This is a genomic window from Geobacillus sp. WSUCF-018B (genome assembly GCF_002809985.1).
Taxonomy (GTDB): domain Bacteria; phylum Bacillota; class Bacilli; order Bacillales; family Anoxybacillaceae; genus Geobacillus; species Geobacillus thermophilus.
Genome location: NZ_PIJF01000004.1, coordinates 51,893 through 66,311 on the forward strand (window position 1 = coordinate 51,893; position 14,419 = coordinate 66,311).

The 14,419-nt window shown below is 54.4% G+C and carries 17 protein-coding genes; 1 reads left to right on the forward strand and 16 read right to left on the reverse strand.

Annotated features, from left to right (window positions below):
* Positions 1-9 precede the first annotated feature (9 nt).
* From dnaG to rpsU, 15 genes are all read right to left on the reverse strand, one after another.
* Positions 10-1,806 carry a DNA primase gene (dnaG, locus tag CV944_RS02405; RefSeq protein ID WP_033007926.1) on the reverse strand — a complete coding sequence of 599 codons (1,797 nt, stop codon included), beginning with the start codon at positions 1,804-1,806 and terminating at the stop codon, positions 10-12.
* A 533-nt stretch (positions 1,807-2,339) separates the two neighbouring features.
* Positions 2,340-3,140, reverse strand: a complete 801-nt coding sequence (locus CV944_RS02410) for a pyruvate, water dikinase regulatory protein (protein ID WP_033009661.1) — start codon at positions 3,138-3,140, stop codon at positions 2,340-2,342.
* A gap of 18 nt (positions 3,141-3,158) precedes the next feature.
* Positions 3,159-3,785, reverse strand: coding sequence for a transcriptional regulator CcpN (ccpN, locus tag CV944_RS02415; protein WP_255350126.1), 627 nt, complete (start codon positions 3,783-3,785; stop codon positions 3,159-3,161).
* A gap of 82 nt (positions 3,786-3,867) precedes the next feature.
* The gene (gene recO, locus CV944_RS02420) at positions 3,868-4,644 is read right to left on the reverse strand and encodes a DNA repair protein RecO (RefSeq protein ID WP_033009656.1); all 777 of its coding nucleotides are present in this window, start codon (positions 4,642-4,644) and stop codon (positions 3,868-3,870) included.
* 31 nt (positions 4,645-4,675) lie between these two features.
* On the reverse strand, positions 4,676-4,819 hold the full coding sequence (locus tag CV944_RS02425) for a YqzL family protein (RefSeq protein WP_020960618.1): 144 nt from the start codon (positions 4,817-4,819) through the stop codon (positions 4,676-4,678).
* Positions 4,820-4,921: 102 nt separating this feature from the next.
* Positions 4,922-5,830 carry a GTPase Era gene (gene era / locus CV944_RS02430; protein WP_033009655.1) on the reverse strand — a complete coding sequence of 303 codons (909 nt, stop codon included), beginning with the start codon at positions 5,828-5,830 and terminating at the stop codon, positions 4,922-4,924.
* Complete coding sequence (locus tag CV944_RS02435) at positions 5,823-6,221, reverse strand: cytidine deaminase (RefSeq protein WP_033009654.1); 399 nt, start codon at positions 6,219-6,221, stop codon at positions 5,823-5,825. The genes era and CV944_RS02435 overlap by 8 nt, the downstream gene beginning before the upstream one ends.
* Positions 6,222-6,343: 122 nt before the next feature.
* Positions 6,344-6,697, reverse strand: coding sequence for a diacylglycerol kinase family protein (locus tag CV944_RS02440; RefSeq protein WP_033009653.1), 354 nt, complete (start codon positions 6,695-6,697; stop codon positions 6,344-6,346).
* A 2-nt stretch (positions 6,698-6,699) separates the two neighbouring features.
* Positions 6,700-7,170, reverse strand: a complete 471-nt coding sequence (gene ybeY / locus CV944_RS02445; protein WP_033009652.1) for an rRNA maturation RNase YbeY — start codon at positions 7,168-7,170, stop codon at positions 6,700-6,702.
* Positions 7,167-9,269, reverse strand: coding sequence for an HD family phosphohydrolase (locus tag CV944_RS02450; RefSeq protein ID WP_044743138.1), 2,103 nt, complete (start codon positions 9,267-9,269; stop codon positions 7,167-7,169). The genes ybeY and CV944_RS02450 overlap by 4 nt, the downstream gene beginning before the upstream one ends.
* A 54-nt stretch (positions 9,270-9,323) precedes the next feature.
* Positions 9,324-10,286, reverse strand: coding sequence for a PhoH family protein (locus CV944_RS02455; RefSeq protein ID WP_033009649.1), 963 nt, complete (start codon positions 10,284-10,286; stop codon positions 9,324-9,326).
* A gap of 2 nt (positions 10,287-10,288) precedes the next feature.
* Positions 10,289-11,476: a sporulation protein YqfD gene (gene yqfD / locus CV944_RS02460; RefSeq protein WP_033009647.1), complete on the reverse strand. Its 1,188-nt coding sequence runs from the start codon at positions 11,474-11,476 to the stop codon at positions 10,289-10,291.
* Positions 11,473-11,766 (reverse strand): sporulation protein YqfC, encoded by a 294-nt coding sequence (yqfC, locus tag CV944_RS02465; protein WP_033009643.1) that lies wholly within the window; start codon positions 11,764-11,766, stop codon positions 11,473-11,475. Before yqfC ends, yqfD begins: the two co-directional genes overlap by 4 nt.
* A gap of 105 nt (positions 11,767-11,871) precedes the next feature.
* Positions 11,872-12,318 (reverse strand): GatB/YqeY domain-containing protein, encoded by a 447-nt coding sequence (locus CV944_RS02470; RefSeq protein ID WP_033009641.1) that lies wholly within the window; start codon positions 12,316-12,318, stop codon positions 11,872-11,874.
* A gap of 29 nt (positions 12,319-12,347) precedes the next feature.
* Positions 12,348-12,521: a 30S ribosomal protein S21 gene (gene rpsU / locus CV944_RS02475; RefSeq protein ID WP_008879912.1), complete on the reverse strand. Its 174-nt coding sequence runs from the start codon at positions 12,519-12,521 to the stop codon at positions 12,348-12,350.
* 165 nt (positions 12,522-12,686) lie between these two features.
* Here rpsU and CV944_RS02480 point away from each other — a divergent pair, with 165 nt between their 5' ends.
* The gene (locus tag CV944_RS02480) at positions 12,687-13,622 is read left to right on the forward strand and encodes a Na/Pi symporter (protein ID WP_033009640.1); all 936 of its coding nucleotides are present in this window, start codon (positions 12,687-12,689) and stop codon (positions 13,620-13,622) included.
* On the opposite strand, the gene deoC is transcribed toward CV944_RS02480, so the two are convergent.
* The gene (gene deoC / locus CV944_RS02485) at positions 13,619-14,290 is read right to left on the reverse strand and encodes a deoxyribose-phosphate aldolase (RefSeq protein ID WP_033009639.1); all 672 of its coding nucleotides are present in this window, start codon (positions 14,288-14,290) and stop codon (positions 13,619-13,621) included. The genes CV944_RS02480 and deoC overlap by 4 nt on opposite strands.
* Positions 14,291-14,419 lie beyond the last annotated feature (129 nt).

Consider the following 14,419-nt stretch of genomic DNA (forward strand, 5'->3'; position numbering starts at 1 on the left):
ACCACCATATTATGAGGAAGATAACATTTTTTTCATTTCAATCATTTCTTTGGCGATGCGGGCAGCTGTCAAAAAGTCCTTTCTTCGCTCCGCTTCCGTTTTTTCTTGTTCTTTTTCCTTTAGCATTAACCATTTCGGGCGATTCAACACATGCCTGATATAATCCTCGAGCTCCTGTTCGGAAACGTCATCTGCGATCAATAAAAGCGACAGCTCGCTCGCGAGCGGCTGCAACTCGCCGGGGATTCTTGAGATGAGCGCGCCCGGGTCGGCTTCATGCCCTTCTTCGTAAAAGGCGTAAATATAAGCGGCTAACGCCCGATGCTCCTCGATGTTAAACCGGCCGCCAATCCGCTCTTGAACGATCAGCGCCACATCGCGGCTTCTCATCATATGAGCAAGCAGCAGCCGTTCCGCATTTTGAAAAGCCGGCAGCAGCTTTTTCGCCAGCATCGGCCGCGCGGTTTCCCCATCGGGCGCCTCCCGCGGCTTTGTCCTCTCGCGCTGGCTGCGGGACAGCTGCTCATGAAGAGCGGAAAGCGACAACGAAAACTCATCCGCAAGCTGGCGCAAATAATAATCTTGTTCCACCGGGCTCGACAGCTTGCTGATTTCTCGGAGCGCTTCCTCGATATAACGGAGCCGGTCGCCTTCTTCCTGCAAATTTTTTCCGCGCCGCAAATACGCCATTTTAAACGCCACGAGCGGCCGGGCGGCAGCCACTTCTCCAGCAAACCGTTCACCGCCATAAACACGTATATATTCATCCGGGTCAAGACCGTTCGGAAGGGATGCCACCTTGACGCGGCATCCCAATGCGCTCAGCTGCTCAGCAGCGCGCCAAGCGGCTTCGATCCCGGCGCCGTCGCCGTCATAACAAATCGTTATAGTGTCCGCATGGCGGCGCAAAATGCGCGCCTGCTCCTCGGTCAGCGACGTCCCCATCGTCGCAATGGCATAATCGATGCCGGCCTGCGCTGCGGAAATGACATCGGCAAACCCTTCGACAAGCAGCGCCTCCTGCCGCTTGCGGATCGGCACCCGCGCCGCATGAAAGTGGTATAGAATCGCCCCTTTGCGGAAAACGGGCGTTTCTGGGCTGTTGACATATTTCGGATGCCCTTCGCCGAGCAGGCGGCCGGAAAACCCCACCGTTTCGCCGCGGTGGTCGTGGATCGGAAACATAATGCGGTTCCGGAACCGGTCGACGTATCGCCCGTCCTCTTTTTTCGTCAACAACCCCGCCTTTTCCATCATCGGAAGAGAAAAGGAATGGCTCTCCAGCAACTTGGCCGCCGCATCGGGTGCATCCGGGGCATAGCCGATTTCAAACCGGTCGATCGTTTCTTTTGTCCATCCGCGCGCCTGCAAGTAATCAAGCGCGGCTTGTCCTTCTTTTGTATGAACAAGCAAATGATGGTAAAATCGTTTCAGCAAGGCATGCGCTTCCGTCATCGCCTTCGCCTCGTCCGTCTGACCGTCATCGCGCCCGCGAACATCCAGCTCATAGACGGACAAATCGACGCCTGCCTTGGCCGCAAGCCGTTTGGCCGCTTCCACAAACGGAATGCCCTCGATGTCCATTAAAAACGTGAAGGCATTCCCTCCTGCTCCGCAACCGAAGCAGTGGAAAATTTGCTTTTCCGGAGAAACGGAAAACGACGGCGTCTTTTCCCCATGAAAGGGGCATAAGCCAAAATAGTTGCGGCCCTGCCGTTTCAGCTGGACGTATTCGCCGATGACATCCACAATATCGACGCCGCGGCGAATGGCTTCAATCGTTTCTTCGGGAATGCGATGTCCCATACGAACAACCCCGTATCATAATTTAATTTATTCTCGGCTGTCAGCCGATTTCCCTTTTACTTTCGACAAATTTTTTCAATTCCTCCGTTTTGCCTTCCCCCTTGCCCGCAACAGCCGGCCCTCCCAATCCGTCCGCCGCCTCCGTAAAGCAAACGGCGTCAAGCTGGCGAAAGGGCGCTTCGATATATTATATTTCAAGGCCAAAGGGAACATTTCATTTTTTTTGACTTTGTTGCAGCGGACAACCTGGCCCCTAAAGCAAGGGAAGGCTTCACACCCCCTATTATTCTACATCATCCCCAAAAATCCTTCTTTTTTTTCGGGCGCCCGGCGGTTTTTGTCGAAAACTTTTCCCTTGTTTTCCTTGACAAACAGCTATAAATAGTTTACTCGCCTTATGCCCGCTCTAAACCTATGCAGGGTCATTTTTCCCACAATTTTTTATTATAATATAACTCAGGGACGTATGCCATAAAAAAGCGCACGATTACCGGCAGGAAATCGTGCGGACAAAACAGGCGGATCCAACGTTCTTAACACTTCAACTTTTTCATAATGATGCTTGCCGTTTCTTCCACAGCTTTGTTCGTTACATCGATGACATCGCAGCCGATTTTTTTTACGACTTCGTCAAAATAAGCCAGCTCTTCTTTAATGCGATCCATGTTCGCATAGATGGCTTGGTCGTTCAAGCCGAGCGATTTCAAACGCTCGCGGCGGATCGACAGCAGCTTGTCCGGGCTGATTTTCAAACCGAAGCATTTGCCTGGCCCGACTTGAAACAGCTGCTCGGGCGGCTCGACTTCCGGAACGATCGGTACGTTTGCCACCTTCAGCCGCTTATGCGCCAAGTATTGCGACAGCGGCGTTTTCGATGTGCGCGATACGCCGATCAACACAATATCAGCGCGCAAAATGCCGCGTGGGTCGCGGCCGTCGTCGTATTTGACGGCGAATTCGATCGCTTCGATTTTTTTGAAGTAATCTTCGTCGAGCACGCGCACCTGGCCCGGCTCATACCTTGGCGTCAGCTGGAACAAGCCGCTCATTTTTTCGATGAGCGGGCCGATGATATCGTAAGCGACCACCCCTTCGCGCGCCGCCTCGGCAAGCAAAAATTCGCGCATTTCCGGAACAACGAGCGTAAAGGCAATAATGGCTTGGTTCATTTTGGCCAACGCGACCACTTCGGCTAACGTCGTTTTATCCTCTACGTATGGAACGCGCTTGATTTGAACCGGCGAGGCGTAAAACTGGCTGGCCGCCGCCTTGACGACAAGCTCAGCCGTCTCCCCGCCCGAGTCGGATACGACATAAACGAGGCGTTGATTCATTTTGTTCCTCCTTTTCGCTCACACATCGTCTTTGGCTAATGAGACGAACGCTTTCGTCATATTCGTTTTCGTAATGCGGCCGATCACTTCATACCCCTTCTCCGTTTTGCGCACGACCGGCATAGCGTCGATTTGCTTCTCGATCAGCCGTTCGGCCACCTCAATCAGCGGATCATCTTTATAACAAACAGCGATGTTCGGCATCCTTGTCATGATAATATTAACGGGAATCGCTGTCAGTTCCTGTTTGCCGATGCTCGCGCGCAGCAAGTCTTTGCGCGACAAAACGCCCGCAAGAAGCGACTCCTCATCGACGACAAACAGCGTGCCGACGTCTTCCAAAAACATCGTGACGATCGCATCATAGACGCTCACGTTTTCGTTGACGACGACCGGGATGGACTGGTAGTCTTCAACTTTTAATTTTTTAATCTTATCGGCGAACAGCTGCGTGCCAGTTTTTCCGGTATAAAAATAACCGACGCGCGGCCGCGCTTCCAAATAGCCGGCCATCGTCAAAATCGCGAGATCGGGCCGCAGCGTCGCCCGCGTCAAGTTCAGCTTTTCGGCGATGCTCTCGCCGGTGATCGGCCCGTAGTCTTTGACAATTTGCAAAATTTGTTCCTGGCGTTTATTCAGTTCGATCGTCGCTCACCACCTTGCCAAAAGGTCCCACACGCTATCATCCTTGTTTATATTATACTACATCACGCGTTTACAAGGAAAATTAAGCATCCTGGCCGCTATCGGGGGCGAGTGTGTCTTTCAGCACGCTCATTTGCTGCAAAAAGCGTTTCGCCTTCAGCGACAGGCCGGCATATTCATCGTAGTACGCCGACAGCACCGCCTTCAATTCCGCCTTTGTCGTTTCTTTGACCGAAATCGCGCCCAGCCGGGCAAGATCAATATGGAAAAACAGGCGCAACAGCCGGGCCGACGCCGGCGACAACGGCATCCGGTGCGGGTCGGCCTCCTCGCAGCGATGACAAAGGAAGCCCGCCTCCTTGACCGAAAACGAGACGCTCCCTTCTGTCGCCCCGCAGCGCGCGCAACGGTCAAGCACCGGCGGAATGCCGAGCACTGGGAGCATTTTCATCTCATAAATCAACGCCATGATCTCTAAATCGCGCCCTTCGCTCATATACTGTAACGTCTGCCGCAACAGCTCAAACAAGTACGGATTGCGCTTTTGCTCTTCTGTGCTTTTGTCGGTGAGCTCCACAATATACGCGGCATAGGCAGCGGCAAACAAATCTTCACGCAGCGCCCGCATCGAATCAATGAGCTCCCCTTGATGGAGAACGCCGACGCCGCGGCTGCGGCGGATCAAATAATGGCCATAGGCGAGCGGCTGCGTAACAGCAGAAAGGCGGCTGCTTGGCTTTTTCGCACCTCGCGCCATCACAGCCACCTTTCCCCATTCCCTTGTAAACAATGTGACAATTTTATTCGTCTCGCCATAATCGATGGTCCGCATCACGATCGCTTCGCACTTCTCAAACATCGAATCACCACCGCTTCAGCCAACGACGATACTACGAGATCGGCTGGTCGATTTCTTCCTGTTCGGCGTTTTGTTCTTCACCGCCAAACCGTTGTTCCCGCTCCAGCTCTTTAAACAGAAGGTACGTATCAATATTGCCTGTTTGGCTAAACAACTTCCACGTAAACTCAAGCATGGAATGACACCTCTTTCCGCCTGCAGGCATTGCATATTGGTGGTTTTACCTATAGGTTGGCTCGGTCAAAACCCGTTTATGTCGCGTAAAATTTTCTAGCCGTCAATACTCGTCCTCGCGAAACCCGAAGTCGCGCAACTGCGAAAGGCGGTTGCGCCAGTCCTTTTGCACCTTCACCCACAGCTCCAAAAACACTTTGGATCCAAGCAGCGCCTCAATGTCAGCGCGCGCCCGCTGTCCGATTTCCTTTAACATCCGGCCTTGCTTGCCGATGATGATCCCTTTTTGCGAATCGCGCTCAACAACGATGACAGCCCCGACGTAAACCGTGCCCGTCTCTTCGCGCCGCTCAATGCGTTCGACGACGACGGCGATCGAATGTGGAACTTCCTCGCGCGTCAAGTGAAGCGCTTTCTCGCGAATGAGCTCGGCGATGATAAACTGCTCCGGATGGTCGGTGACTTGATCCGGCGGATAATATTGCGGTCCTTCCGGCAACCGCTCTTTAATTTGCTCCAGCAGACGCTCGACATTGTTTCCTTCAAGCGCTGAAATCGGCACAATTTCCGCAAACGGGTGCAAATCCTTGTACTGGTCAATGAGCGGCAGCAGCTCATCCGGGTGAACGCGGTCGATTTTGTTGATCACCAAAAACACCGGCGTATCGACTTCTTTCAAGCGCTCCATAATGAACGCCTCGCCGCGCCCAAACCCTTCCTCGGCATTGACCATAAACAAAATCAAATCGACTTCGCGCAGCGCATTGAGCGCCACTTTCATCATAAAATCGCCGAGTTTATGCTTCGGTTTATGCACCCCGGGAGTGTCGATAAAAATGATTTGCGCGTCCTCATCCGTGTACACGCCTTGGATTTTATTGCGCGTCGTCTGCGGCTTGTCGCTCATAATGGCGATTTTTTGCCCGACGACACGGTTTAAAAACGTCGATTTTCCTACGTTCGGTCTTCCGATAATGGCAACAAACCCTGATTTGTATCCTTCCTTATTCATGCATATCCTCCGCTGAAAAAGCATCTGGCAGCAGTTCTTGAACGGTGACGATTTTGACATCGCCGTTGATATTGGCCAAAATGACTTTCATATCACTTGGGCAAAGCTCAGCGATCACTTGACGGCATGCGCCGCACGGCGGAACCGGGCGGGGAGTGTCGGCAATGACCGCGAGGGCGGCAAACTCCGTTTCCCCTTCGGAATACGCCTTAAACAGCGCGGTCCGCTCCGCGCAATTGCACACGCTGTAAGCGGCGTTTTCAATGTTGCAGCCGCGGTACACACTGCCGTCTTTCGTCAGCAACGCGGCGCCGACTTTGAATTTCGAATAAGGCACGTATGCGAATTCGCGCGCTTTTTTCGCTTCGGCAATGAGCTGTTCGATCTCCATGAATGGCTCTTCCTTTCCTGAAAGCAAACGCTGCTTTCTTTTATTTTACAAAAAATCGCCGCCAATTTCATCATTTGAAACGAAAATGTAACAGAAAAATTAGAATTTTCTCTCTCGTTCGTTCAGCGAAGATGCGGCCAAAACAGCAGCGCCCCGATGATGACAGCAACCCCGGCAGCCACGAGCACAGCCGCAGCAGCGATATCTTTCGCCGCTTTCGCCAGCGGGTGAAACTCCCCTGTCACCAAGTCGACCGTGCGCTCGATGGCTGTATTCACCAGCTCGAGTATAACGACCGCACCAACTGTCAGCACTAACACAATCCACTCCCAGCGCGACAGCCCGACAGCGAAACCGAGCGCAAAGGCAACAACGGCGGCCGCCAAGTGAAAACGCAAATGCGCCTCCTCCTTCACCGCCGCCTTCATTCCCGCCCAAGCCCAGGCGAAACGATCCCGTTCCCTCGCACCTCGCATGGCTATCGCGTCAATCCGAACCGCGTCAATATTTCCTCTTGCTTGGCAAACATGACGCGCTCTTCCTCTTCCGTTTCGTGGTCATAGCCAAGCAAATGCAAAAAACCGTGCACAGCCAAAAACCCGAGCTCGCGCATGAACGAATGCCCGTATTCCGCCGCTTGCTCTTTCGCCTTCGGAATGGAGATGACGATGTCGCCAAGCACCAGCGGCATATCGGCGCCGATGATGTCGACTTCGCCCTCTCCTTCCTCTTCCAACGCGAACGAAAGCACATCAGTCGGAGCGTCTTTGCCGCGATAGTCGCGGTTCATCAGGCGAATGCGCTCGTTGTCCACGAATGAGACGCCCACTTCCGCCCCGTCCGGCACGTTCTCGCTCGCTGCCGCTTCGCGAAGGAGTTGCTCGAGCATCTCAAGCTGCTCTGCGGTCACTTCGCCCGTTTCGTCGATAAAGTCGATGTGAATGGTCATGCATGCTTCACCTTTTCCTTTCGTACTTCCGGGTATTCAATGCGCGAATGGAAGACGCCGTTGAGCGTCTCACAAAGCGAACGGGCGACGATCTCCAACTCTTTCATCGTGATGTCGCACTCGTTCAACTGGTTGTCCTGCAGGCGGTCGGCGATGATCCCCCGGACGATCTTTTCGATTTTTTCCTGCGAGGGGTTGGCCAACGAACGGACAGCCGCCTCGACGCTGTCGGCAATGTTGATGACCGCCGCCTCTTTCGTCTGCGGCTTCGGCCCGGGATAGCGGAACTCGGCTTCGGAGACCACTCCCGTTTGCTCGAGCGCTTTATGATAAAAATACTTGAGCAGCGTCGTGCCATGATGCTGTTCGGCGATGTCGACAATCTCCTTTGGCAGCCGGTGCTTGCGAAGCAAGGCGACGCCGTCGGTGACATGGGCGATAATAATATTTTTGCTCAATTGCGGCGACAAATGATCGTGCGGATTGCCGCCCATTTGGTTTTCAATGAAATAGCGGGGCCGCTTTGTCTTGCCGATGTCGTGGTAATAGCAGGCGACGCGCGCTAGCAAGCCGTCGGCGCCGATCGCCTCGCACGCCGCTTCCGCCAAATTGGCGACCATGATGCTGTGATGATACGTCCCCGGCGCCTCCGTCAACAATTTGCGCAACAGCGGGTGATTTGGATTCGACAGCTCAATGAGGCGAAGCGGCGACAAAATGCCGAATGCCGTCTCAAACACCGGCAGCAGCCCGATCGTCAAAATGGCGGAGAAAATGCCGGAGGCCGCCGCCATGAGAAGAAAAAGGCCGATCTCAGCCAGCGAGTAGCGGCCATTTTTCATTAGCAACAACGATAGGAGCAAACCCGTATTGACGACGGCAACAAGCACACCGGCCCGCCAAATTTTCGCCTTCGCCAGCTCCTTCGGCAGGCAAAACGTCCCAGCCAGGCCGCCAGCGAGCAAATAAACAGCCAAGGACACCGATACGGCGCCAGTCGCCCCGATTTCTTCATTAAACAAGATGCTGCCGCACACCGCCCCAATGATGGCGGTCATCACCGCCAGCCGCTCGCCAAGCAGCACGCGGACAAGCATCGGACCGAACGCTGCCGGAACGAGATAGCCGGCCGAAACGGCCCCGCCGGACGGCAGCAGGCGAATGAGCACCGTCACCGCCATCATCAACGTGAACACCGCTCCATAAAGCAGCAAGTTTTCATTCGTCTTCTCGGCGCGGAAATAGTAAACGAGCGGCGCAAGCAAGAGCAGCACGAACAAACAAAGCCCCGCGGCCGGCCAATGCGGGCGTCCGCCGCCAAGCAGGCCGACGAGCTCAAGCCGGTGGTAAATGTCACTCGTAATAAATTGCCCTTCCTCCACGATCACTTGCCCTTGCAAAATTTTCACCGGCTTCACTTCATCCATCGCCTGCCGCCGCTTTTCTTCCGTCGCCGTCCGGTCGTAGACGACGTTCGGAATGACAGCCTGCCGGCACAACTTGGCGACGGTTTCGCGCAACGCCGGCGACAGCGCCGCATACTTGAGCTCTGTCGCTGCTTTCGCGCGCGCCTCGTCAAGCTCCGCCTGGGAAATGCGCTCGCTCATGGCCGCATGCACGGCTGTCAACGCTGCTTCTTTGGCTGTCTCGAGTTCACCGGGAGAAGCGCTGAGCAGCCGCCGCCATTCTTCAGAGGACAGGTAGGCAAACCACTCCGGCGGCAGCCGTTCCTCGAGCTTCGCTGTCAAATCACCGGGCGAACGGCCCGAACCCGCCTCGTTTTGCACGCTCTCAATGGCGGCAAACAGCGAGGAAAGAAGATCGACACGGTTTTCGGCATATTCTTTTTTCAACGTATAAACGTCTGCCACTTTGGCGGCTGCTTCTTCTTTCAGCCTGGCTGTCGCTTCTTTGTCCTCAACCGTCACCGGCGAGCGGATCGTTTCTTTAGCGACGTCAAACAGGCGCAGCTCATATTGGCGCGGTTTCACTTGCCAGTACAACACAGCAAACAACAGCGCAGCCAAAAACAAAAACAGCCAAAAGCGGACGAAGCGGACGTCTTTTGTCCGCTCGAGAAAAAAACGAAGCCTTCCCACCGGTTTTCCCCTCGCTTTGTAAGAAAAGCTGTGCCATCCATCCCGGTCTGTGCTCTATAAGCCGGCCTCATCGTAGGCATTAATAATTTTCGCCACAAGCGGATGGCGAACAACATCAGACTGCTCCAAAAACACAAAAGCAATGCCGCTGATGGAAGCCAAAATGCGCTTCGCGACCGACAGCCCCGACTCGACTCCTTTTGGCAGGTCGACTTGGGAAATATCGCCGGTGATCACCATTTTTGACCCAAAACCAAGCCGGGTTAAAAACATTTTCATTTGCGCCGGCGTCGTATTTTGCGCTTCGTCCAGAATGACGAACGCATCCTCAAGCGTCCGGCCACGCATATAGGCGAGCGGAGCGATCTCAATCGTGCCGCGTTCAATGAGGCGCTGCACGTACTCCGCTCCGAGCACGTCGTTTAGCGCATCGTACAGCGGGCGCAAATACGGGTCGACTTTCTCCTTCAAGTCGCCGGGCAAAAAGCCGAGGCTTTCCCCCGCCTCGACAGCCGGTCGGGTCAAAATGATGCGTTTGACGCTGCCGTTTTTCAGCGCCTTCACCGCCATGACAACCGCCAAGTACGTTTTCCCGGTGCCGGCCGGCCCGATGCCAAACGTCAAGTCGTGTTGTTCAATCGCCGCCACGTAATAACGCTGGCCGAGCGTTTTGACGCGGATCGACTTCCCTTTGGCATTTTTCGTAATCTCTTCTTCGTACAGCTGGATGAGGCCGTCAAGCGCCCCTTTTTTCGCCAGCTGGACGGCATAGATGATGTCGCGCTCGCTGACGGCCACCCCTTTGCGGATGACAATCAATAAATGGCGAAGCAGCTCATCGACGAGCTGGACTTGCTGCGGCGTTCCGGAGACGTTGACCGTCTCCCCGCGCGTCACAATCGACACGCCAAGCTCTTCCTCAATCCGCTTTAAATGGGCGTCATGAACGCCAAAGAGCGCCGCCGCTTCCTGTTGATTGCGCACGTGTTGGCTGATCGTGACAAACTGCTCTGACATTCTCAATCTCCTTGAACGATGGGTTGTGGTACAGCAATATTTTCGATGACTTCGTAATGCAATTCTACCCTTACTTTACCATTCTCTTTCGTCTGATGCAAAACTTTTTCGCCGCGAATGACCGCCTCTTCCGGCAGCTTGGCCCGCAGCTCGCGGCGGGCGATCTTTTTCGCTTCTGCAAACGCCTCTTCCCACGTATAGCTCCGTTTCACTTCCTCGGCTTCACGAATCGTAACACGCTCGTAATACACCGGCAAGTCCCATTTCCAAAACCGAAACGGCCGCTTTTTCGTTTCGATGACCGTATGGGCGAACGCCGGCTTCTCCCACCCCCAGATTGGAAGGGAAAAGCGGCCCATTGCGATATAATGCCGTTCGGCGAACGCGCCGGTCAACACATGAAACGTCGTCTCAAGCGGCAGGACAACGGTGGACTTGTACCATGTCTCGCCAAGCACCTTTCCGGTCGCCGGTACAAATTTCGTTCTCCCCTCGGCGCCGATCACGCCGGAAACGAGAAGCTGACCTTTTTGTACATAATCATTGACGGAAACGAGCGGTTGTCCTTCTTCAACGAACAAATCGGCGATCACCGCCTCTTTTTTGGCGACTAAATGGCGCGGGGGGATCGGTTCTTTCGGTTCCGGAATTTCTTTTTCCACGACGCGGAAATGCAGCGACGTCCCTTCCCACTCGACGCCGACCCATGTAATGTCATGGATGCGTTCGGTCAGTTTCCTTTGCAACGTTTCCGGGTCATCGAGCAGGAATTGAAACACGCCGCGCTCGACGCCCATCCGTTTTAGTTCGCGGACGATTTGATGTTCTGTCTCGGGGGAGGCGCCTTCAATGTCAATGCTCCACACAACGTTGGACAGCAGAAATACAATGGCCGCAAAAAGGAGCAGCCCGAGCCCAAACCCGCTGTTTCGCCGCGCCCGTCGCCAAAAAAACGGCAACCCTCTTCTCCCGACAAACGAAAGCTTGCACTCGCTTTGCCGGGCGATATGGCGAAACCGCTTGACATCGCTGAGCTTAATGAAAAATGTCGCCGTCTCCCGGCTATGATTTTTCACATTCCATACGGCGATGCCCTGGCGCACGCAGGCGTTGATCAGCCGTTCGATCCCTTTTCCTTCCGCCTTGACACGCACGCTGCCGGCTAACGTGTCAACCCATTCATTTTTCATCGTTTGTCCTCCTCTATATAAACGACTTGGCTGATTTTCCCCTCCAATAAAATTTCTTCCGGCAAAATCGTTTTGATGACAAACTGTTCGCCGCGGACAAGCAGCTGCCCGTTCCGCAGCAAAAGGCGGAGCTCTTTATCGCTGAACGCGAGCAGCCCGCGGTGGTTTTCAATGTAAATATGTATGTGCCCCACCATCGTGATGCGGGGCAGATCCATGACGATATCGGCGGGAAGCTCGAGCTTTTCCGCCATCCACCGCTTCATCTGCTGGCGCCATTTCTTCACCATACAAAAAGACCCCCCTTTCATCTCATATGTATGAGACAAAAGGGGGTTCTAGCACCGCTTTTCAAAAACAACGGGCCCGCCTGCCGGCAAGGCCCATTGCTTGTTTTATGAAAGCTGTTGTTGCACCAATTTATTGACGAGCGAACCGTCCGCTTTGCCTTTCACTTTCGGCATGATGGCGCTCATCACTTTTCCCATATCCGCCTTCGACGAAGCCCCGACTTCCTTGATCGTCTGCTCGATCAGTTCGCGAAGTTCGTCCTCTGTCAGCGGTTTCGGCATATACGACTGAACGATGTCAATTTCGGTTTTTACTTTTTCGACAAGATCTGAACGGCCAGCGTTTTCAAATTCGCGGAGGGAGTCTTTACGCTGCTTCAGTTCACGAGAAAGAACGGTCAGCTCTTCGTCTTCCGAAAGCGGGCTTTTGCCGAGCTTGATCGCCTCGTTTTGCAGCGCCGCCTTCAGCATACGGAGAACAGACAGCTTTTCTTTCTCTTTGTTTTTCATCGCCTGCTTCATATCGTCATTCAAACGATCGAGAAGACTCACCGATTATACACCCTCTTTAATGCATGCTCTTAGTGCTTGCGCTTTCTAGCCGCTTCAGATTTTTTCTTCCGTCTGACGCTTGGTTTTTCATAAAATTCGCGCTTTCTCACTTCTTGCAAAGTACCCGTTTTCGAAACGGCGCGTTTAAAGCGACGAAGAGCGTCGTCGATCGACTCGTTTTTGCGGACGATCGTTTTGGACATCCTGCTTCCCTCCCTCCGAACAACAACCATTGCATATTGTACTTGTCAATTATAATACATGCCGGCGGAAAAGGTCAATAAAAAAAGCGCGATCCCGGCGCCGAAAAAAGTGGTCATCGTCCGCGGACGAGGCCCATACATATAGGATGAAAGGGGAGATCGCCCGTGGGGCCGCTTTTGATGCTGTTTGCCATTTACACCGCCATTTTTCTGATCGGCATGTTCATGATGAAGGCCGGGTTTTACGCGTTATCCGGCCATCGGTTGAAACGATGGCTCATGCGCTTTACCGCTGCGCCATGGCAAGGATTTCTCACCGGGATGGCGGCAACCGCCCTCGTGCAAAGCAGCTCGGCGGTCATGGTGATGACGGTCGGCCTCGTCGCCACCGGCTATTTATCGTTTCGCCAGTCCATCGGCATCATTTTAGGCAGCAACATCGGCTCAACCGTCACAACCGAGCTGATGACACTCGATATCGGCGACGGCGCCATTCCGCTTCTCATCGGCGGCGCACTTCTCGTCTTCATAGGACGCCGCCGCTTCGTTTACAGCATCGGGATGATCGCCGTCGGCCTTGCCGCCTTGCTGTTTGCCATGAACGGCTTCTCCAGCCTCGCCAAGCCGCTCGCCGATTACCCGCTTGTTGACGCCTGGCTCAAGCAAACGAACAGCTCGACCGCCATCGGACTCTTCGTCGGCATTGCCTTGACCGCCCTCGTCCATTCGAGCGCGGCGACGATCGGCATCGCCATGGGGTTTTTAAACGAACAGTTGTTGACGCTTCCAGCCGCCATCGCGATATTGCTTGGCGCCAACATCGGCACGTGCATTACCGGGCTGCTGGCCTCCATCGGTTCAAGCAAAGAAGCCCAGCTGACCGCTTATACCCATTTATGGCTGAACGTCGCCGGCGTTGCCGTCTTTGCCTTCTGGACGGAGCCGTTCGCCCGTTTTGCCGCCATGCTCAGCCCGGCGCCGGATGTGCAGCTCGCCCATGTGAGCGTCTTGTTTAACACCATTTGTTCAGCCGCCGCGTTGCCGTTTGTCGGCATCATCGAAACGGCCATCTTGCGTTTGCATGGCCAAAAGCGGGCTTAATAATCGGCGCGCCCAGTTTGGCCGCTGACGATGGCAACCCCGGAGCTCGTCCCGATGCGCGTCGCCCCAGCCTCGATCATCGCCTCAGCTGTTTTCCGGTCGCGAACGCCTCCTGAAGCTTTGACGCCCACATTGTCGCCGACCGTTTTTCGCATCAGCGCGACGTCTTCAACCGTCGCGCCGCCGCCTGAGAACCCAGTCGATGTTTTCACATAGTCAGCGCCCGCTTTCACCGCCAATTGGCAAGCGCGCACTTTTTCATCATCCGTCAAAAGCGCCGTTTCAATAATTACTTTCACGAGTGCTTTTCCGGCTGCCGCTTCGACGACGGCGCGAATATCGCGCTCCACCCAGTCGTCGGCTCCGCTTTTTAAGGCGCCGATGTTGATGACCATATCGACTTCGCGCGCGCCGTTTTCGATGGCGTTTTTCGTTTCAAACGCTTTCGTTTCCGGCGTTGTCGCCCCAAGCGGAAAGCCGATGACCGTGCAGACGCGGACATCCGTGCCGGAAAGTTCCCGCGCCGCCGTTTTCACCCACGACGGGTTGACGCATACTGAGGCAAACCCGTACTGTTTCGCCTCCGCGCATAATTGAACGATTTGCTCTTCCGTTGCCTCCGGCTTGAGCAGCGTATGGTCGATCATGTTCGCAATGTTCACTGTCATGGACACTTGCCCCTTTCTGCCGCTGCAAAAAAATAAAAGGTCTGACGTCTACCATCATACCATGTCTGCGAGGCAAAAACTAGCCGTCATCTGTATAGTTCCCGAGAAAAAGAAGAAAAAAACCCCAGC